Genomic DNA, 19,027 nt, shown 5'->3' with positions numbered 1-19,027 from the left:
ACGTGTCCCAAATTATCAAAAAGGAGGAAAAGATGAAGGCATTGACGATTTCCGCGTTTGCGGCAAGCATTATCGCCCTGGCACTATCGGCATATTCATATATGCGATTCTCCCGTGATGCTGACGAAGCCGCCTACCGGGCGTTTCGGAGGCGGGAAAAAGAAGCCATCGCAATAGTCTGGCCCCAAGCCAAGAAGGTATTTCAAGAACTTGATATAAAAGGGGTGGACTTAAGCAAGCCCCCTGAATCATTCACGGAAATGGTAGCACCTTTATTAAAAACAATGCAGGCTATGAATGATATTCCAACGAAAAAAGAAGAGGAACAAAAATAATATTATAATCCGGACGCCCTCTTTAGAGGGCTGTCCCGAATGGCCGGAATTAAGACGGGAGTAAAACATCGACAAGGGGGACGCTTCCCACGCCTGCTAAGGCTTCCCACTCATCCCTATGGGATTCGGGGACTCCAGATTAATATTACGCAGAATTAGGTGATTTTCCTGATATCTAAGGGGCACTTTTCCGGAAATCAGCCAATACCCAATTCCCCTGAAAAGCAATATATCGATTTATATCTCAATTAAATGCGGTTTCAGCCGGAGGGGGTGGGTATACTCCTCCCTAAAGGCTACCAGACTCCATTATAAAAGCTACCTGACCCCACTCTAAAAGCTATACTACATATAGGTAAAAGCTACTTGACCCCATCCTAAAGGCTATAATACGTATAGGTAAAGGCTACCTGACCCCATCCTAAAGGCTATAATACATATAGGTAAAAGCTACTTGACCCCATCCTAAAAGCTATAATACGTATAGGTAAGAGCTACCAGACTCCATTCTAAAAGCTACCCGACCCCATCTTAATAACTACTATGCTCCATGGTGCGAGCCGGTATACCCCATTAAAGAAAAATGGATTTCAGGAACGTCCGAGGTACTTCCCATGCCTGCTAAGGCTTGATTTTCCTGTGTTATGCGCCACACTTTTCTAAAACTCCCCTTGACATTTCGATTTTGACTAAATTCACTTTCCGTCGCACCCCCTATTCCAGTTTTTCTACTCCCCCCGAATTGGGGTAGGGAAGGGGGGATAGGGGGGATGGGTAGAGGGGGGTAACTTAGACTATCCGGCAGGGTGCGAAATTTCTAGCCGTTCCAAAGTTTATTTGGTTCAGATTGATATGATTCTTTCCGCAATAAATACTTCGGATAAGAGATATGTTTGATATTAATAAATAAGGGGCTAAAGCTGAATCGCTTTACTCTGGCATGAGGAATAAGGATTGCGGTTTACCTCGCCAGCACCGCGACGTAAATGCTTTTGGCATTGGAATGTTTTAGGACGCGGCTGACCTCGCCCGCGGTCGCGCCGGTGGTCATGACGTCATCCACCAATAATATATTTTTACCCTTGAATTCTTCCGCCCCCATGGCCTTAAAGGCGTCTTTCAGGTTCTCAATCCGTTGTGCCCTCGACAGGCTTGCCTGCGCCGGGGTTTCTTTTATCCTTACCAAACTCCCTTTCGAAACGGGTTTACCGAAATGCCTCCCCAAATATCCCGCAATCAATTCGCACTGGTTAAAGCCCCTTTGCTTTTCCTTTGCCTTGGTCAGGGGCACCGGCACGATAATATCAATCTTCCCCAAAATCTCTTTTTCCTTTTCCAGCCGTTCAGCCAGACACTTTGCCAGAGTCTCCGCCAGCAACTTCTGCTTCCCGTATTTGTAAAGGAGGATAATATCTTTGAGGGCGTCTTTATATTCTCCGTAGGCAGACGTTCCGCTAAAGAGGAAATGCATGGTATTGCAGGAAGGACAGTTGTCCCTTTTCCCGCTGTGCGGTCCCAGAGACATCCCGCATTTGAGGCACACATTACTTTCATTAATGGGCGTGATTTGTCCGAGGCATTCAGGGCAGAGATAAAGATTAAATTCGCGTTGTGCGCTATGCGTCAGGGGCTTGATGGCGTTATGGCATCGAAGGCAATACGGCGGGTAGACGAGGTCGAGAGAAGACTGAAAAACGTAAGAACGAATGAACTGAATAACTGAAGAATGGAAAAGTCGAAGAACGGAAGAACGGAGAAACCGAAAAACCGATTTGTTCTTTAGTCCTTCAGTTTTTTCGTTCTTTAGTGAACACTCTGTGTTCATTTCAGCAGTCTGGCGCCTGCCCAGGCGGCGCGGTCGAGGATATGCAAATCGCCCCCGTCATTCAGGACCAGTTTCAGTTCCTTGGCGCCGGAGGTATCGAGATTGATAGTTTCCGGAGCGCTGTCGCCTTTCATGACTTTGCTTTCATAGGCCTTTTTGCCGTCAAGGTAAACAACAAACTGGACCGTGCCTTTGCCTTCCGCGGTGTCATCCAGCCCGACAGTGGCGATGAATTTCCTGAATTTGCCATCCAGCTTATAAGTGAGTTCGCAATTGGCGTGGACGCCGAGACCCTTATAAAATTTCTTGCCTTTCACTGAGATGGGACCAGTCTTCATGACGTTACGGTCTTTCTGGTAATTCCAGGGAAAGATGATGTGGTCCGGGTCATATAAGGTTGGGTATTCCTTTACCGATGAGGGCGATATATCCGAAAGGTAAACGCAGTTCGGGTTCCTGAATGAAATCCGCGAGATTTTATCCAGCGCGATAACGAGCTCGTTTGAATTGCCGGCGGAATTAAATTTATACGGTGCGGAGAAAGAAACGGTTTTGCCTTCCAGCTTTTTAATCTGTCCGGTCAGCCGGCTGTTATCAATACCGGAAATCAGCGCCAGAATCACTTTGGGCTCTTCGGGCGGCGGTGCAAGCTGGGAGATGGTGACCAGGGCTATCTGGTCGAGCGCATAGGTCTTTTCCTTTTTATAGACGGATGAATTCAGCTTCAGGCTATCTTTGGTGATTTCCGCGACGACGCCTTTGTCGCTATCACCGCTTAAGAACTGGATGGTGTCTTCTGCCTGCTTTTCCGTAGCAGGCTGGGCGGAACCGGATAAATTCCTTAGGGCTTTTAAGGAGCCAAATCCCAGGTTGACATCGCCGAGCAGAGCTGATTCCACCTTGATGCCGTCTTTTAAGGCTTCCTTGATTATCCCGCAGACGGTGTCTCCATTGGTGAGTGTGAATTCCCAGCCGGCGGATTTCCTGGGCGCGGATTGGGAAAAGACTATTTCCAAGACGGAGTCGCAAGGGATTATCTGTTCGCCCGCGGCTAAGGTGAGGTGGCATTTGCCTTCGGCATCAATAGAGATGCCGTCTGCCGCGATGGTGTTATTATCCATATCGCAGATTTCGATTTTAGGGGTGTTTTGCGAGATTGCGGGCAGAGTAAAAAGGATGACGCATAATAAACCCAACCCTGATGCCTTTTTCATAAATAATTCCTTTATGTTGGTTTAATTTCAGGCGCATTTGGAGCGGCCGGTTCTGCCTTTGCCGGTGCCGGCGCGGTCCCGTTATCATGGAGCGTATTGATATCAGCGCCTTTGAATATCTTTTCCACGTCCTCGGTATTCAGAACCTCGTATTTCAATAATGCCTGGGCCATTTTGGCGCAGACCTCTTTATTTGCGTTTATTATTTCCCTGGCGCGGTTATAACAGGAAGTGATGATTGATTTTACTTCATCATCGATTGTCTGGGCGGTCATTTCGCTGTGGGGTTTGGAGCGGGTGATTTCCCTTCCCAGGAATAGGTGTTCTTCGCTGTCCGTATAGCTTATGGGGCCAAGCTTTTCGCTCATTCCCCATTCGGTGACCATAGACCGCGCCATATCGGTGGCTTGTTTTATATCCGAACGGGCACCGGTCGAGATATCCGTGCAGAAAGTTTCTTCGGCCACCCTGCCGCCGAAGAGGGTGGTGATGTTTCCCAGGACATATTTTTTATGCATGTGGTAACGGTCTTTTTCCGGCAGGAGCATGGTCGAACCCAGTGAAATCCCGCGCGGGATGATGGTGACCTTATGGACATTTTCCACTTCCGGCAGGACATAAGAAACAACCGCGTGCCCGCTTTCGTGGTAGGCGGTGATTTTTTTGTCTTCCTCGGCCATCTGGCGGCTGCGTTTCTGGCGGCCCCAGCGGACTTTATCGCGGGCTTCTTCGAGGTCTTCCATCAAGGCGGTTTCCCTTTTCTTCATAACCGCCATCAGAGCCGCTTCATTTATGGTCGCTTCCAGGTCAGCTCCGGAAAACATGGGTGTAGTTTTTGCCAGAAGAGAAAGGTCAACCGAAGGGTCAAGCTTTATTTTGCGCGCGTGGACTTTTAGGATTGCCTCGCGCCCTTTGACATCCGGCATATCAAGCACGATTTGGCGGTCGAATCTGCCCGGTCTCAAAAGCGCCGGGTCAAGGACATCCGGCCGGTTGGTTGCCGCCATGATAATGATGCTGGTATCCGTATCGAATCCGTCCATTTCAACGAGTATGGCGTTAAGTGTTTGTTCGCGCTCATCATGCCCGCCGCCCAAGCCGCTGCCGCGGTGGCGGCCGACGGCATCAATTTCGTCAAGGAAGACGATGCAGGGCGAATTGCTTTTCGCCTGCTTGAATAAATCGCGCACGCGCGAGGCGCCCACGCCGACGAACATCTCCACGAAATCCGAGCCGGACATGGAGAGGAAGGGGACGTTAGCCTCCCCGGCGATGGCTTTTGCCAGGAGCGTTTTCCCGGTTCCCGGAGGGCCGACCAGAAGGACGCCGCGGGGGATTCTGGCGCCTATCTTCTGGAATTTCTTGGGGTTTTTAAGGAATTCTATTATTTCACCGACTTCTTCACGGGCATCCTCGATTCCGGCGACATCGGCAAAGGTGACTTTGCGCTGTTCGCGCGAGGCAAAACGGGCGCGGCTTTTTCCGAAGGAAAATACACCCGGAGGGCCGCCGCCGTCGGCCGACCTTATCTGCCGGAAAAAGAGATACCAGATTACGCCGATTATCAGTACCCAGGGAATCATGATAAGCAATATCTGTTCCCAGAAAGAATTGCCCGGGTCAAAACGGATGTTATCCTTGCCGACCGCGATGTAAAGTTTCTGGAGTATTTCCTTGTCGAGTTCCATCTCCATGAACGGATAGGTGCTGAATTTCTTGAAATCCTCTCCTTTGGGAAAACCATCCTTGTATTCACCCCCTGCTTCCTTGACCTTGTCCGAGCCTGTTATGACGATGTTTTTTATCCAACCATTATTTGCCTGTTCATAAAGCTCTTGAAAGGTGATTTTTTTCGGCTGAGGACCGACTAAATTATAACCAAGGTAAACCATTAATCCAAGCAATCCAAAGAAGAGAATAAAGAATAAAAATCCCCTTGAACGCGGCGGGTCATCCGGTATCCGGTTTTGTTTCGGTTTTTTAGGCTCGTTGCTCATCTCGACTCCTCTTTATAAAATTATTTAAGGGCTTCCTGGTTTCCCAGCACGTTGGTTACCCAGCGGGCAAGTTTTTCATAAACGGCGCGCTTGGCGGAATCCTCATTTTCCGACCTTTGCCCGGTGAAAGGTTCGGTTTCGGTCCGGTTCCCCTGGAAAAGCACCTTGGAATCACGCCGGTTTCTGACCACGATATTTACAGTCATGGCCAATTGGGACTGGATTGTCCGGTCCAACTCGCCTTCCGTCACTACCGGTTTGGAAAGGCTTGTGATGGTACCGTAAATTACGATATCCGCGTCATTATTTTTGGAGACTATCCGGTAATTGGGCATCTTGGAGATTATTTCGTTCTGGACCAGGTTGGTCAGTTCGAATTCATACCCGCGCCATAAAGTCTGGTTGTCAAAGATAGGGACGGCAATATTTTTAACGCCTTTGGAATAATAAACCGGCGTGTAACCGCAGCCGGCGGCAATGACAAAAGAAACAATCGCGCTGAGGGTCATTATTTTAGCAAGATTAATCATGGTTACCCCGTCAGGAAAAGTTGGCTTGTGATTAAATTTCCCGTGGTTTATGAAGGCTGTTTTGATTTTAAGGTTATCAGTCATATTTAATTACCGGTATTTCTAACGGGGATTACTTAATTGTCGGTAACATCTTTTTAGCTTCGGCCGCCCATTTGGTCTCCGGGTAATTCCTGACAATGGCTTCCATGTATATTTTCGCCGAGTCGGGTTGATTGGTTTTAAGGTAAAATTTGGCGACGAGGAATTCACGTTCGGCTTTAAGATTATCTATCAAGGCAAGCTTTTTTGTGGCCTCGACGGCGAGTTCTTCTTTGGGGTAGTTTTCCATATATTGCCGGAAACATTTTTCCGCCTTTTCCAGTTCGGTCGGCTGGTATTGGGGTCCTTTATAATGCCGGAGATAAATATCGCCAGACCTAAACAAAGCCACGTGTTTGAACTTGCTTTTGGGGAAAGCAGACATGAAGCTTTCGTATTCGGTCTGCGCTTCGTCCAAATCGTTATGCTGGTAAAGATAATCGGCCATATCCAGCTGATTGCCTTCGGAAACCGGCGCGTAAGGGTATTGCTTTAATAATTCGCGGACTATTTCAAGGCCTCTGGCCCGGGCGGAAAGGATGCGCAGTCCAAAGAGCTTCTGTTTTACTTTACCGGTGATGAACATAAAGGCGATTTCATAACGGCGCCCAAGGACATGGTCAAAATGGGTGGTTTTGGTGAAATGGATGAGATATTCCTTATAGGCGTCTTGAGCGTTTTCAAACCATCCCAGACGGTAATAAGTTTCCGCCTGAAGGTAAGCGATTTTTTCCTTCTGGTCATAATTAATCGCGATAGGGAGGTTATCTTCCAGTATGGAAGCGGCTTTTTTAAGCGATGATTTATCGCCTTTATTGAATAATGCCTCGGCTTTTACATACTCAGCTTCTATTGCCGGCGAGGGCGGTTCGGATTCCGATACCAGGAACGTTTTGCTCCCGGAACAGCCGTTACATATTGCCAGCGCGGTTATTGCACAAAGCAGTGCCAAGTATAACTTTGTTTTCATCATACATCCTTACTTTCAATTGGCGCCCGGTAATACACGAAATATACTTATCCAGAAACCCGTAAAGCTTGGTCAGCATTTCCCTGGAAAGTTTCAGGTGCCCCAGCGGGGTTTTGGCCTTTAACAGGTTTTCGACCAGCGCAAATACGCCACGGGAATCATTCCGGGAAATTATTCCCCGGGGAAACGAAGTTGTTTTCAGGTTTTTTGCCGAAAGGTATCCCAGGTGTTTCAGGGCATGAACCTGAAAATTAAAGAACAAGAGTTTCAGTGTTTCGTCATCGCCTTTTACCCCGGACGGTTCACCGCCCCGAACGCTTTCGGGGAGCGGGGTTTTGCACATATTCCTAAGAGTAGCCTTGGCCAGGCTGAATAAAGACCGATTGGAATCTTCCGGCGGGGTAATTTCATTCAGCATTTCCGCCACCATCCAGCCATACAGGTGCTTCCCGTAAGTATTACGCAAAGCACTGAAATTATCATAAATTTTGCTGCCGGTCAAGATATTCATCTGTTTAAGCGGGTTGGAGATATAAACCACCTCGCAGTACGTCAAAAGGTCAAAAGGTCCGTCCATATCCTTCCTTTGCCTCCTGCTACCGCGCGCCATGAGGGTTACTTTGCCGTAATCGCGCGTGTAGATGGTGACAATCTGGCTGCTTTCGCGGTAGTCCATGACCCTGATAACGATCCCCTGCGTTTTGCGGTAATCCATTTTTATCTCTGGTAGCCGGCTTTCAAAGCGCCGGCGATGAGCGCACGGCATTCTTCCAAGTGCGCCTTGGTGGTAATATCTATTGTGTCATTTAGGAGCTTGGCCATTTCCGAATCCAGCGCCACCAGGTCGGCGCGGGCAAGCGCCGTGGCATCAGAGGGGATACTTTCAGGAGGCTTGACGGCCAGCTGTATTAGTTTTTCAAGGTGTTCTTTTTGCAGGGCGCGGCGGAATGAATTGATACCTGCCTGTGCCGAGGCTTCGGCAGGCAGGTTGGATTTTACCAGCAATTCAGACCAGATGGCGTCCCTCATCCTGGCAAATAATTCAGCCAGTGTAAATACATCCTGGTTTTCCTTATATTTCAACTGGGTATCGATTATCCGTTGCAAGACCATGGGGTGGTAAATCCGTTCGAGCACCGGTTTCTGGACATTCAGGACGGAGGCATGTATGGGAAAATCGATTTTTTGGTTGGAATGTTCAAACTGGGGAAACCTTTCCGGCGAGAGTTTGTTTAATAATTCGGCCGGGAAGGAAAAAGCGTCCGGGGCGAAGATATATTCCCGCAGGAAGGCGATGGCGGCTCTTTGTTCTTCTGCGGAGACCGGTTCAAAAGGCAGGCGGTTATCCGGGTCGCCTGCATGGTCGCGCCGGAAATAAAGCCCCCCGATAAACTTGGAGGCGCATAATCCGGCAACGGAATAAGCGCCGAAGCCGGCGGCAAAGGCGTTCCTCATTTTCGTATAACGCATGCCCGGCTCGGCGAATTTACCTTCGGCGATATTCTTCCATAATTCTTTGACCAGTTCTATCCTGAGCCGGAAAAAGGTAATCGGGTCGTCGCTTAAATCCCACTGGTTGCACAGCGGGTCAACGCCTTCCGGGCTGAATCCGAAGGAGTCTTCATCCGTGCCGTAAGACAGGTCGTTTTCCCCCAGGCGCGAGGCGATTTTATCCAGTTCTTTTTTTTCCTCATCCAGAGTTTTGGCATCAAGTGGTTTGTAGGCGTATTCAATTGCCCAGTAATCATAATAACCTAATTCGGTTTGCCAGTAAGCACCCTGGTTAATTCCTTTGGGGGCGATATTTATCGGCATGTAATCCATTACAGAGCCGCTGTAGCCGTATTTTTCGGTAATACAGGCGTCATGTAGTTCTTTGATTTTTCTTATTGAACTTGCCTTGAAATTGTGCCTTAAACCGAGAGTATGGCCGACTTCGTGGACTACCAGGTCCGTAATATAATCATTTATGAATTTTTTTATTTCAGGGTCATCCGGCGAGACAGAGCCACGTGAATTAAGGAGTGCTAATCCGAAAGCCGCCTGGAAATTCAACCCGTTTCCATAATCGCATTGATGATGCCGGTTATGCTTGGATTTATTTTGCACCGGCTCAATGAGTTCTTCCATTTGTAGGAAAGTGGAGCGCACGATATCTGCGCTAATCCTGATATCGGCCGCGTAAATTTCGCCGGTAAGCGGATTAGCCTGACTCGGACCGACGGCATAACCGTTTCTTGGTTTAAGTATCCAGCAGATAGTATTATAACGAATATCGGCCGGATCCCAGTCCGCGTCATCCGGTTGCTGGCGTACTTCTATCGCATCCTTGATTCCGATTTTCTCGAAAGCATTATTCCACAGCAAAATACCCTTTTTGACTGCTTCGCGGAATTCGGTAGGGATAGTTTTTTCCATCCAGAAAACTATCGGCTGTTTGGGCGAAGAAAGCTCGGCGTCGGGAGCGGCTTTTTCCAGTCGCCATCTTTCAACGTAGCGGATATAAGGTGTATCTTTAAGGACCGTGGTGTAATCCTGGAACATCGTGATGAAATGCCCGATCCGGTCATCTGCCAGGCGCGGTGTATAACCGGTTTCCGGCAGTGCGCTCAGGCTGTAATGGTAACGCAGGGTCATACCGCGCGCATCGGGTAGAGCCGAATTTTCCCATTTGGGCCGTCCGCTCCGGAAGGTCATGATAACGGAGATTTCCGTGTTCCGCGAGAATGATTTAAGCGATGCGAAATAACTGTTCTCGCGGTCGAACGAATAATCTTGCTTGGCATACTCGCTTAAAATAAATGAGACAAGGGGGAAATCCTGCAGGAAAAGATTGCCCAGGTCGATTAGGATTCCTTTTGTTTCCGGGTGGGGCGCGGATTCTATTTTAGCCGAGCCCATCAAGGAATCGCTTACCCCGCGCTCGATGGCTTTATAAAACGGCGACGATTTATCCGCCGTGTAATAAACGTTCTTATGGATGAATTGGATGGTTTTATTTACTTTCCTGAAGATAAACGGGAAACTGTCTTCCATGGAGGCGGAATCGAAGAATCCGCCGTCGCCGGATTCGCGGACGATGGAACACAGGTAAATATTATCAAATTGTTCCGGTTTTATTTCCAGGAACGCCTTGCCTTCATCTGCTTTGTAATAGATATTGAAACAGCCTGTAATGGGGGTATAGTCCTTGATAACTTCGGCAAACGGTTTTTCCTTGTCTTTGGATTCTTCTTTTTGGGCAGGATTTTCGGTTCCCGCATCGGTAGAGTTGCATCCTAGATAGGCGAATAAAGCCGCGATTGACAGCAGGAGGAAAAATATCTTTTTCATGGTTTACTCCATTTCTAAGATTTTATCTTTTTTACGAGCAGGGCGACACGTTTACCGAGTTTGGCGGCATTTTCCGAAGTCCTGGTATCCGGTGCGCCGGTACAAGCCACCCCATAATGGCCCGTGGCATCCAGAGGGTCACCCGCGATAATCATCCCGTATATCAACATTGCCTGGAAGATGGACATAAGGGTTGTTTCTTTTCCGCCTGTCGAATCTCCCGCTGTGGCGAATGCCGCGCCGATTTTATTCTCCATCTTTCTCCTTACGGAGACGAATTTATCGAACACCGCTTTCATCTCGGCAGCCATCGTCCCGAAATATACCGGAGAGCCGGCAATGATTCCATCCGACTCCAGAAAATCTTCCTTGGTCACTTCCGAAACGGATTTAACCAGGCAGGAAACGCCGTCGACTTCTTTTACGCCGCGCGCGATTTCCTCAGACAGTTTTTTAGTGTTGCCGCTCCTTGAATAATACATTACCAGGATTTGCATGATATTATCCTTTATTTTATAAGCAGGGTGATTTTAATAGAAAACGCTATGAAAAGCAAAATAAAAGAAAATAACTTTCTCCACGAGCAGCCTTGAATTTTTATTGTTGACTAATCAACGTAATATATTTATAGTAAGGATATGTCATCCGTCTGGAAACAAATTGAACCGTTATTGCTGAACGCACAGCATCCTTCGCAATATATCGGCGGTGAGGTTAATTCCATTGTGAAGGATCATTCTTCTGTCAGGCTGAAATTATTGCTTGCTTTTCCTGATACATATAAAATAGGCATGTCGCACCTGGGTATCCAGATTCTTTACGGGATAATCAACAAGAATCCCGATATGGCTGCCGAGCGTGTTTTTACCCCGTGGAAGGATATGGAAAAGGTGTTGAAGGGGAATAATATCCCGCTTTATTCGCTGGAGACTCATACGCCGATCAAGGAATTTGACATCATCGGGTTTTCCCTGCAGCATGAATTGTGTTATACCAACACGCTCAATATGCTTCATCTGGGCGGAATTCCCTTGAAAAGCGCCGAGCGCCGTATTGAAGACCCGCTTGTCATCGCCGGCGGCCCGGCGGTATTTAATCCCGAACCCATGTCTGATTTTATAGATATATTCGTAATAGGGGATGGAGAGGATATCCTGCCAAAATTATGCGATGAATTTTTATTGCTGAAAAAGGTACACCTGAAAAACCGGTATGAAATGATAAAGATGCTCGTAAAAAGGGTGCCGGCATTATACGCACCATGCCTTTATGATGTTATATATAATGCGGACGGGACAGTTGCTTCAATAAAACCAAAAGATAATGATATTCCGCCGACCATCAAGAAGGCGGTGCTGGAAGATTTGGACAATGCCTTTTACCCGACCAACCCGGTTATTCCCTTTGCCGAAGCCGTGCATGACAGAATCAACCTGGAAATAATGAGGGGTTGCCCGCACAGCTGCAGGTTTTGCATATCGAATACGATAAAATCTCCCGTGCGTTATCGTTCGGTTGAGACGCTGGTAAACCTGGCGGAGGAGACATACAAAAGCACGGGTTATGATGAAATCTCTCTTCTTTCCTTATCAAGCGGTGATTATCCCTGGCTACCCGAGCTTTTGACCCGCCTGAACGCCCGTTTCAGGGCACGGAAGGTAAGCATTTCTTTGCCTTCCTTACATATAGATGAACAATTAAGGAATCTGCCTGCAATAATGTCCGCGGTGCGCAAGGAAGGTTTTACCATGGCGCCGGAAGCCGGTTCTACACGTTTGCGCCGGACTATCGATAAGCCGATAGGGGATGAAGATTTATTTGAAGCCATCAAGTCGGCATATAAAAACGGCTGGAATCTGATAAAGCTGTATTTTATGATTGGGTTACCAGGCGAAACAGAGGAAGATATCAAGATGCTATCTGAAATGATTAATAAATCATCCCTGATGGGAAAAGAAGCCACTGGCTGGGCAGGCAATATAAATGTAACAATATCGCCTTTTACTCCCAAGCCGCATACGGCTTTTCAGTGGGTGGCGATGGATTCGATAGAGGCAATACAAGCCAAACAGCAATTGATAAAAACCCTCGTCCGTTCCAATAAGATAAAATTAAAATTCCACGACGGGTCGCGCAACGTTTTAGAAGGCGCCATGGCGCGCGGAGACAGGAAACTGGGAAAAGTCATCCTGGATGTATGGAAGTCAGGATGCCGGTTTGATTCCTGGGATGAAGCTTTTAACTTTGCCTTGTGGGAGGAGGCGTTTAATAAAAACGGTTTTTCGATGGATGATTATGCCCGCCGCCCTAGGAAGCCCGATGAAATACTGCCGTGGTCGGTGATTGAAAGCGGAATCTCTCCGCAAAGGTTTTTGAAAGAGTACGAAGACGCTTTAGGGGCAGCTGTTATAAGCAACTAGGTGCTTTTATCACTCCGGAAAGATAAACCGTCTTTTCTTTTAACGCGTTACATGTCGTCCGCGGCAGGTTCTTCCAATAAATCGTCAATATTAATTTCAGGAGGAGCTTCTTTTTCTTCCGCTTTTACTTTGCTTTCTTCTGCTTCTTTTTCTTCATCGGGGAAGGCTTCTCCTTTTTTTATTTTGGCGATTGCGTTTTGTATATCGGCTTCCGCAGGCAGTTCCTTGCAGTCTTTAATCAGCATTTCCATCTGTTCAATAGTTTCTTTTATGGTATCTTCTTTGTCTTTTCCGTTTACAATATATTGCTTGATTATTTCTTTTAGCCGTGTTTTAAACGGTTCATTCAGCGTTTCAAGCTCTTTTTTTGCATTGGCGAACTCCTCGTATCCATGCTGATTGGTTTGGATGATTTTGTTTAGTTCTCTGATCAGTTCTTTTTTATTGTCGCCTTTCTTGAGCTTAACTGCTTTTTCCCACTGTTTTTTGAGGTTTTTTCCTGTTTCCTCGATTGCTTGTTCCGATTTTTCCAGCAAAGCAAGCAGTTTGCTATTGGCGGCAGGGACTGGCAGCTTTGCAATAAAATTACGATGCTGGTCCAGCACCACGGCAACGCCTTCTTTTTCCAGTTGATACCTTTCAAAGAATTCGGCTATATTTTTATTTTTGATTTCGCCTTTTACCGTTTCAACATGGATTTTGATAAACACGGCTTTGTCCCTTGAATAGGCAGATATTTTCCCGTCATAAATAGGAGGGCATTTGTCCAATTCCGAAAATATAAAATAAATGAACAGGAATTTGTTTTCCTTGCGCGCCAGTTCAAACGCTTCTTTAAGCTTATCCGTGCGCCATTTAACATCCACTTCTTTCATATCTGTTTTAACCGGTGGGTTTTGCTTGTTTTGCTGGTTTTGTTTCTTCTCCTCGCGCGGTGGGAGAGGAGGTACGTTCCCGTTGTTCCCGGCCGCCGGGTCTTTATTTTCCGCAAACAGATTGGCTTCAGTTAAAACTAGTGCAAACAAAGTAACCGCAATCAGGGCTATCCAGCACTTTTTCCCTAACAGCATGTTTTTATTCATAAACGTCTCCTCCTTATTTGAAGATGGGGTTATATTGGTATATAATTCTCTCTTATATATAATACACCTAAAACAGGCAAAAGTTTTGCAAATAATTATTTTTTCTTAATTATTATTTTATAGCCGGTTTTGTTCCTGTTCCAGGGTGTTCAGTATGTTTTTAGGTTTGGTGCGTGCGGATACGGTAACCGAAGCGATTTTTACGCCCAGTTTACGGTAATATTCAATTAATGAGACTGTGTGCTTCCTGAATAGCTCCAGTTTTTTAGCTACAGATTCTATATTATCATCCGTTCTCCCTTTCCTGTCTCCGCCGGCATTGGTTTTTATTCTTTTAAGGATAGTTTCCGGCGATGAAACAAGGCTAATCAGCATTTTGATATCAACCGTTTTTGCCATTACTTTTGCTTGCCCGGTATGGCGGGGCAGCCCGTTCAGGATAATGAAATCATCCGGTTTGACGCGTTTCTTTTTTATGAAATATTTCAATGTCTTGGCGGCAACGAGAAAATCTTTATCCTTTAAAAGCGCGCCCGAAGAGAGTATATCGCGGATAAAAGCAGTTTCTTTCCTGTTGAACATGGAAGATGATCTGCCGACGGCGATACGGCGCAGGTTTTCTCCGAAATCGAAGTGGCGGCATCGCCGGCCTTGCCAGCTTTTCTTTTCCATGAAATTCCCTAGCGGTGTTTTGCCGGAACCGGTTGGTCCGATGAGCAGGATGGCATTTTGTTTCTTTGGATGGGCAGCCATAATATCGGGGAATTTTACGATTCGCCCTGCGCCATGTCAAAATAATTAAGAATTCCGGGCGCTTCCCGATTACAAATTAATTTGGCTGTTCCTGGAAAATCTTCTTGACACAGGGAATCCTCTTTGTTATACTCCTAAAAAGAAAAGGGAATTGAACATAACCCGGTTAAAGCGAAAGGAGGCGGGTAATTTAACCGGTCCTGTTTAAGTTGTTTCCCGAATAAGTTGTTAATAAGAAGGAGTTTTCTCATGCAAGGGAATAAATTATATGTAGGAAACCTCAGCTACGAGGTGACTAACGAAGAACTAAAGGGCCTTTTTACGGCGCATGGAACAGTCAACAGCGTCAATATCATACAGGGCAAGGGATTCGGTTTTGTTGAGATGGGTTCTCCGGCAGAAGCCGAAGCCGCGAAAGCCGCTCTTGACGGGCAGGAATTCAAAGGACGCCAGATGAGAATTGATGAAGCCCGCCCGCCCAGAGAAGGCGGCGGCGGTCCGAGAAAAGATTTCGGAAAAAGATATTAATCCGGCCGTTTAGCTAATACGAGCCGCCCGAATAATAAATACCCCGCGAACCCTTTCGGGGGATTCCCTGTCCGTAATTTAGACGCCCTTGCCCGGAAAGCCCAAATAAAATTATTATTCATTTGACAAAACAGGGCGATTTTAGTTTTATAACGTCTTATGGAACTTTTTGAAGTCAAGAAAATCGTAGAAGCCTTGCTCTTTGCCACTGAAGAATCCCTGCCCGCCAACAAGATTAAAAATGTCATCGGCGATGTAGCGCTTCCCGCGGTTAAGGAGGCGATAAGCGAACTTAATAAGGAATACGAGGCGCAGAACAGGGCGTTTTTTATCCAGGAAATTGCCGGCGGATTCCAGATGCGCACCAAGCCGGATTACCGAGAGTGGCTTGCCAAACTTAATATCCAGCGCGAGGAAACCAAGCTTTCCAATGCCGCCATGGAGGTTTTATCCATCATCGCCTATAAACAGCCGGTTATCCGGGCTGAGATAGAATCTATTCGCGGTGTGGATTCCAGCGCCATTGTCAGGGCGCTTATGGAAAAAGGGCTGGTTAAAATGGCCGGCCGTTCCGAGGAATTGGGCCATCCGATTCTTTACGGCACCGCCCCCAAGTTTCTGGAATTGCTCGGTCTTAATTCCCTTCAGGATCTGCCTAAACCGGTCGAATTAAAATGAAATATCCCCCAATGCCGTTACAGAAATACCTGGATTTATTGGGCTCGTCAAATGCCGTGCCGGGCGGGGGTAATGCTTCCGCATTTGCCGGGGCGATGGCTTCGGCATTGGGTAAAATGGTTTGCGATATCATTATCAAAAAATCCCCTGCAGAGCAGGCAAAGCTTCTTAAAAAAGCCAGCGGGTTTTTCCGTAAGAAAAGCCGGGAGCTTTTAAGTCTTTCGGAAAAAGACTGCCTAGCTTATGAAAGCGTGATGAATGCTTATAAAAACCCTAAGGAAATGGAAAAAGAGAAAACATTGCGCAGTAAAAAAATACAATCTGCACTAATTGGTGCAATGGATGTTCCTTTAAAAGGGATGCGGGCCGTCCTTGAAAACCTTGAATGCCTTAAAGGAATAGGGGATTGCCTTAAGTTTAACCTGAATGTAAAAAGCGATTTCGGCGTAGCGATATTATTGAGCCAGTCCGCATTCAACGGCTGCCTGATGAACGTAAATGCCAATTTCGTTTCTATCAAGGATAAGGCCGTAATCGCAAAAACGGAAAAAGAAGTAAAAGAATTAATCAACCGGCAGAATACGCTTCTTAACGAGTTAAAAGATTATTTATGAGGATGCATATTTCTTTGGCGTTAGTTTGTTTGGTGCTGGTTTTGGGCGGATGTTCGGCTCCGCCTGAAAAACCGGTTGCCTCGGAAACGCCGCCTGAAGCGATTCTCACCACGCCGTTTATCCTTTCCGATGCAAAACGGGCGAAATATGCCGCTGATTTATTCATATTGCTCGGCAGCGAATCTTCGGAAGAAAGGAAAAAGGCCCAGGAAGGATTGAAACAGCTGACCATGCCTGTGCACCTGGCCCATTTAATGTCTGATTTAACGAATTCCGATAAGCGTATTGCCGATGCGGCGCGTGATGCTTTGGTCAGGGAAGGGAAAACAATCAAGGCACTTGAGCGGTTTGAAATACCCTCGCTTTCCGAATGGAACAAGGCGCGCCAGGCGCTGGTCCAGCTGGGACCCGAAGCCCTGATCGCCATGGTCCAGCTTTTGACATATAAATTTTTAGCCACGGATATGGTTATACATACGTGGGCAAGAGAGCAAATCAGCTCATCGGGAAAAGCTGTTTTAAAGCCGGCTCTGATGGTCCTTAAATCAATCAAGAATGCGGATATTATCCGCCAACTTACTTTATCAATTGCGGAAATGGGCGGTATTGCCGAAGGCGCGGTGATGGATATAATAAATTCCCCCGACTCTTCGCTGACCGTTTCACTGACGATGATAGATTCCCTGGGTGAATCAGGCATGGATTACTGGATTGATAAGCTTGGGGAAATGATGCTGAAAGATGCGCGCTGGCAGGTCAGGGCAGAAGCCGCCCTGTCGCTCGGTAAATTCGTGGATGACAGATCTTATGATTATGTCATAAAAGGATTGAACGACCCGGATGATTTCGTCAAGCAGAACAGCATCAAGGCGCTGGGGCTTATCAGGGACCTGGCTTGCTTGCCCACGCTTATAAGCCTTCTTGACCGCACCGATAAGCCGGAACTTATCGACGCGGCGCTTGTTTCTCTTAACCAGATTACCGGCAAGCGCCTGGGTGGCCGGCCGGAAGTGTGGAAAAGATGGTGGGCGGAAAACAAGGATAAATATCTGGAATAATAATAAATATCCTGTAAGCTGATTTAGCCCCGCTCCTCCCGCTTTGCCCCCTTCGGGGACTCCCAATAATCGGGGTCCCGTGGAACGGGGCGGGATTCGGGGACACCCGATAAATAGGGATTCCTCGTAGAGGGCGGATTAAGCAGAAGGTAAAAGACTAATAATTGTTTTAAATCAGCTGTATTAGCTGTCCCCTGCGGGTATTCGATATAATAGGGGGTACCCCCGACGGAAGGAACGGGACTTAATTTGCTTGCTAAAGAAGGCGTTGAAATATGGCGGATTGGGAATTCGGAAAAGGAAAGAAAATATGTTCTTCCTGCACTAAGCCGGTGGCGGAAGGGGAATACCTTTTTTCGGCTTTGTTGCTTGATGAAACAAAGAAATCGGCGGAACAGTTCTTGCGCAATGATTACTGCGGCGCCTGCTGGGAAAGCAAATCCCAGGGCGTTTTCTCTTTCTGGCGCACACAGGTAACGAAGAAAATACAGCCTAAAACCCCGCGCGAAATACTGGTGGAATTCTTTGAAAACCTCATTGCTCCCGTCCAGGATAAGCCTGTTGAGGTTGATGAGGCGCTGCGCCCGAAGATTATTTATCTCTTTTCGCTCGTGCTCTTGAGGAGAAAGATACTGAAAATAAAGGAAAATATCGTTAAGCCTGCCTCACTGGCGGGCGGGGATAATCAGCCGTATCTGGTTTTCGAACGGATTCCGGACGGGAAAATTTATGAAGTTCCTGAGATGGCTATTACGGACGAGGAATTAACCGGCTTGAAAGACCAGTTTGCCAAGCTTTTTGATTTCGAGATATAATATACATATAATGTAAATCTCACCGATGTTAATCGGGGGACAAGAAAGGGGGAAAATTATGAAAAAGCTAAGCCTCATGCTGTTGTTGGCGGGAGCCTTGATAACGATGGTTGGGTGCGGGACGACAGGGGTGTCTTCCTCGTATTCATCCGATGAAACCCCCATCACGAAATTCGCGCCGCCACCCGCGAATTTCCAGCCTAAGCGTGTCGCCATAATCGAATTCAAGGATAAAACCGTAAATAGTCCCATAAAGGGGCAAGTCGGCAATATTGCCGTTGACCAGCTGACGACACTCGCGTTTAATACGGGCAGGTTCAGGATAATCGAGCGGGAGCGTATTGATGCCCTTATCGCGGAACAGGGGCTGGCGGACAAAGGCTTGATTGATGGTGAAACCGCCGTGAGATTGGGTAAAATGCTGGGCGCACAGTATATTTTCCTCGGCTCCGTAACCAACTGGGAAGTCAAGGAAACCAAAAGCGGGACGTTTTTCCTTGTCGGCGGAGTCAAGATGCAAAAACTCCATATTGAACTCGCTGTGGACGGCCGCATTATCGATGCGACCAGCGGGGAAATCGTTGCCGCCGGCTCGGGTGAAATCAGTCGTAACGAAGACGTGACATCCACCGGTATTTTAGGCATAGCTCCGGGCGGCTATGTCCGGCTGGAACAATCTGTTGCGGGCAAGCAGATGCGTATGGCCCTGGATGATATGCTTAAGGAAATAATCCCTCAGGTGGATAAGGAATTCTCCAGATAATTCTGGCAAAACTTATCCCGCGCCGTGAAAA

Annotated in this window: 18 protein-coding genes; 8 read left to right on the top strand and 10 right to left on the bottom strand. The window is 47.2% G+C overall.

Annotation, left to right across the window (positions count from 1 at the left end):
- Positions 1-32 precede the first annotated feature (32 nt).
- Positions 33-335 (top strand): hypothetical protein, encoded by a 303-nt coding sequence (locus tag HY811_11745; GenBank protein MBI4835474.1) that lies wholly within the window; start codon positions 33-35, stop codon positions 333-335.
- A gap of 961 nt (positions 336-1,296) precedes the next feature.
- On the opposite strand, the gene HY811_11740 is transcribed toward HY811_11745, so the two are convergent.
- From HY811_11740 to HY811_11705, 8 genes are read right to left on the bottom strand one after another with little or no spacing between them, the layout of a single operon-like run.
- Positions 1,297-2,160, bottom strand: a complete 864-nt coding sequence (locus HY811_11740) for a ComF family protein (GenBank protein MBI4835473.1) — start codon at positions 2,158-2,160, stop codon at positions 1,297-1,299.
- On the bottom strand, positions 2,157-3,374 hold the full coding sequence (locus HY811_11735) for an NPCBM/NEW2 domain-containing protein (protein ID MBI4835472.1): 1,218 nt from the start codon (positions 3,372-3,374) through the stop codon (positions 2,157-2,159). The genes HY811_11740 and HY811_11735 overlap by 4 nt, the downstream gene beginning before the upstream one ends.
- A gap of 11 nt (positions 3,375-3,385) precedes the next feature.
- Positions 3,386-5,371, bottom strand: a complete 1,986-nt coding sequence (locus tag HY811_11730; protein ID MBI4835471.1) for an ATP-dependent metallopeptidase FtsH/Yme1/Tma family protein — start codon at positions 5,369-5,371, stop codon at positions 3,386-3,388.
- A gap of 20 nt (positions 5,372-5,391) precedes the next feature.
- Positions 5,392-5,985 (bottom strand): LptE family protein, encoded by a 594-nt coding sequence (locus HY811_11725; GenBank protein MBI4835470.1) that lies wholly within the window; start codon positions 5,983-5,985, stop codon positions 5,392-5,394.
- A 28-nt stretch (positions 5,986-6,013) separates the two neighbouring features.
- Positions 6,014-6,955, bottom strand: coding sequence for an outer membrane protein assembly factor BamD (gene bamD / locus HY811_11720; protein MBI4835469.1), 942 nt, complete (start codon positions 6,953-6,955; stop codon positions 6,014-6,016).
- Positions 6,894-7,718 carry a DNA repair protein RecO gene (gene recO, locus HY811_11715; GenBank protein MBI4835468.1) on the bottom strand — a complete coding sequence of 275 codons (825 nt, stop codon included), beginning with the start codon at positions 7,716-7,718 and terminating at the stop codon, positions 6,894-6,896. Before recO ends, bamD begins: the two co-directional genes overlap by 62 nt.
- The gene (locus tag HY811_11710; protein MBI4835467.1) at positions 7,670-10,285 is read right to left on the bottom strand and encodes a zinc-dependent metalloprotease; all 2,616 of its coding nucleotides are present in this window, start codon (positions 10,283-10,285) and stop codon (positions 7,670-7,672) included. Before HY811_11710 ends, recO begins: the two co-directional genes overlap by 49 nt.
- Positions 10,286-10,299: 14 nt before the next feature.
- Positions 10,300-10,782, bottom strand: a complete 483-nt coding sequence (locus HY811_11705) for an NAD(P)H-dependent oxidoreductase (GenBank protein ID MBI4835466.1) — start codon at positions 10,780-10,782, stop codon at positions 10,300-10,302.
- Positions 10,783-10,923: 141 nt separating this feature from the next.
- Between HY811_11705 and HY811_11700 the strand changes: the two genes are divergently transcribed.
- Complete coding sequence (locus HY811_11700) at positions 10,924-12,705, top strand: TIGR03960 family B12-binding radical SAM protein (protein ID MBI4835465.1); 1,782 nt, start codon at positions 10,924-10,926, stop codon at positions 12,703-12,705.
- A 47-nt stretch (positions 12,706-12,752) separates the two neighbouring features.
- Here HY811_11700 and HY811_11695 read toward each other — a convergent pair whose 3' ends face one another.
- The gene (locus HY811_11695) at positions 12,753-13,787 is read right to left on the bottom strand and encodes a hypothetical protein (protein MBI4835464.1); all 1,035 of its coding nucleotides are present in this window, start codon (positions 13,785-13,787) and stop codon (positions 12,753-12,755) included.
- Positions 13,788-13,904: 117 nt separating this feature from the next.
- Positions 13,905-14,540: a nucleoside monophosphate kinase gene (locus tag HY811_11690; protein ID MBI4835463.1), complete on the bottom strand. Its 636-nt coding sequence runs from the start codon at positions 14,538-14,540 to the stop codon at positions 13,905-13,907.
- A 249-nt stretch (positions 14,541-14,789) separates the two neighbouring features.
- Between HY811_11690 and HY811_11685 the strand changes: the two genes are divergently transcribed.
- The 6 genes from HY811_11685 to HY811_11660 all read left to right on the top strand — a co-directional run bounded on the left by HY811_11685 (position 14,790) and on the right by HY811_11660 (position 18,996).
- Positions 14,790-15,068: an RNA-binding protein gene (locus HY811_11685; protein MBI4835462.1), complete on the top strand. Its 279-nt coding sequence runs from the start codon at positions 14,790-14,792 to the stop codon at positions 15,066-15,068.
- 159 nt (positions 15,069-15,227) lie between these two features.
- Positions 15,228-15,746, top strand: coding sequence for an SMC-Scp complex subunit ScpB (scpB, locus tag HY811_11680; protein ID MBI4835461.1), 519 nt, complete (start codon positions 15,228-15,230; stop codon positions 15,744-15,746).
- Positions 15,747-15,757: 11 nt separating this feature from the next.
- Positions 15,758-16,360 carry a cyclodeaminase/cyclohydrolase family protein gene (locus HY811_11675; GenBank protein ID MBI4835460.1) on the top strand — a complete coding sequence of 201 codons (603 nt, stop codon included), beginning with the start codon at positions 15,758-15,760 and terminating at the stop codon, positions 16,358-16,360.
- A complete protein-coding gene (locus HY811_11670) occupies positions 16,357-17,418 on the top strand; it encodes a HEAT repeat domain-containing protein (GenBank protein MBI4835459.1) in 1,062 nt (353 codons plus the stop codon). The genes HY811_11675 and HY811_11670 overlap by 4 nt, the downstream gene beginning before the upstream one ends.
- 275 nt (positions 17,419-17,693) lie before the next feature.
- Entirely contained in the window at positions 17,694-18,233 is a 540-nt protein-coding gene (locus tag HY811_11665) for a hypothetical protein (GenBank protein ID MBI4835458.1), read from the top strand.
- A gap of 58 nt (positions 18,234-18,291) precedes the next feature.
- Positions 18,292-18,996: a hypothetical protein gene (locus HY811_11660; protein ID MBI4835457.1), complete on the top strand. Its 705-nt coding sequence runs from the start codon at positions 18,292-18,294 to the stop codon at positions 18,994-18,996.
- Positions 18,997-19,027 lie beyond the last annotated feature (31 nt).

The sequence above is a fragment of the Planctomycetota bacterium genome (assembly GCA_016207825.1).
In the GTDB taxonomy this organism is placed as follows: Bacteria; Planctomycetota; MHYJ01; order JACQXL01; family JACQZI01; genus JACQZI01.
This window is presented reverse-complemented; position numbering and strand designations above follow the sequence as displayed.

Bases quoted from the DNA above. Each gene is read 5' to 3' on its own strand.
- HY811_11745 (MBI4835474.1), top strand. From the start codon at position 33: ATGAAGGCATTGACGATTTCCGCGTTTGCGGCAAGCATTATCGCCCTG.
- HY811_11740 (MBI4835473.1), bottom strand. From the start codon at position 2,160: ATGAACACAGAGTGTTCACTAAAGAACGAAAAAACTGAAGGACTAAAG.
- HY811_11735 (MBI4835472.1), bottom strand. From the start codon at position 3,374: ATGAAAAAGGCATCAGGGTTGGGTTTATTATGCGTCATCCTTTTTACT.
- HY811_11730 (MBI4835471.1), bottom strand. From the start codon at position 5,371: ATGAGCAACGAGCCTAAAAAACCGAAACAAAACCGGATACCGGATGAC.
- HY811_11725 (MBI4835470.1), bottom strand. From the start codon at position 5,985: ATGACTGATAACCTTAAAATCAAAACAGCCTTCATAAACCACGGGAAA.
- bamD (MBI4835469.1), bottom strand. From the start codon at position 6,955: ATGATGAAAACAAAGTTATACTTGGCACTGCTTTGTGCAATAACCGCG.
- recO (MBI4835468.1), bottom strand. From the start codon at position 7,718: ATGCCGTGCGCTCATCGCCGGCGCTTTGAAAGCCGGCTACCAGAGATA.
- HY811_11710 (MBI4835467.1), bottom strand. From the start codon at position 10,285: ATGAAAAAGATATTTTTCCTCCTGCTGTCAATCGCGGCTTTATTCGCC.
- HY811_11705 (MBI4835466.1), bottom strand. From the start codon at position 10,782: ATGCAAATCCTGGTAATGTATTATTCAAGGAGCGGCAACACTAAAAAA.
- HY811_11700 (MBI4835465.1), top strand. From the start codon at position 10,924: ATGTCATCCGTCTGGAAACAAATTGAACCGTTATTGCTGAACGCACAG.
- HY811_11695 (MBI4835464.1), bottom strand. From the start codon at position 13,787: ATGAATAAAAACATGCTGTTAGGGAAAAAGTGCTGGATAGCCCTGATT.
- HY811_11690 (MBI4835463.1), bottom strand. From the start codon at position 14,540: ATGGCTGCCCATCCAAAGAAACAAAATGCCATCCTGCTCATCGGACCA.
- HY811_11685 (MBI4835462.1), top strand. From the start codon at position 14,790: ATGCAAGGGAATAAATTATATGTAGGAAACCTCAGCTACGAGGTGACT.
- scpB (MBI4835461.1), top strand. From the start codon at position 15,228: ATGGAACTTTTTGAAGTCAAGAAAATCGTAGAAGCCTTGCTCTTTGCC.
- HY811_11675 (MBI4835460.1), top strand. From the start codon at position 15,758: ATGCCGTTACAGAAATACCTGGATTTATTGGGCTCGTCAAATGCCGTG.
- HY811_11670 (MBI4835459.1), top strand. From the start codon at position 16,357: ATGAGGATGCATATTTCTTTGGCGTTAGTTTGTTTGGTGCTGGTTTTG.
- HY811_11665 (MBI4835458.1), top strand. From the start codon at position 17,694: ATGGCGGATTGGGAATTCGGAAAAGGAAAGAAAATATGTTCTTCCTGC.
- HY811_11660 (MBI4835457.1), top strand. From the start codon at position 18,292: ATGAAAAAGCTAAGCCTCATGCTGTTGTTGGCGGGAGCCTTGATAACG.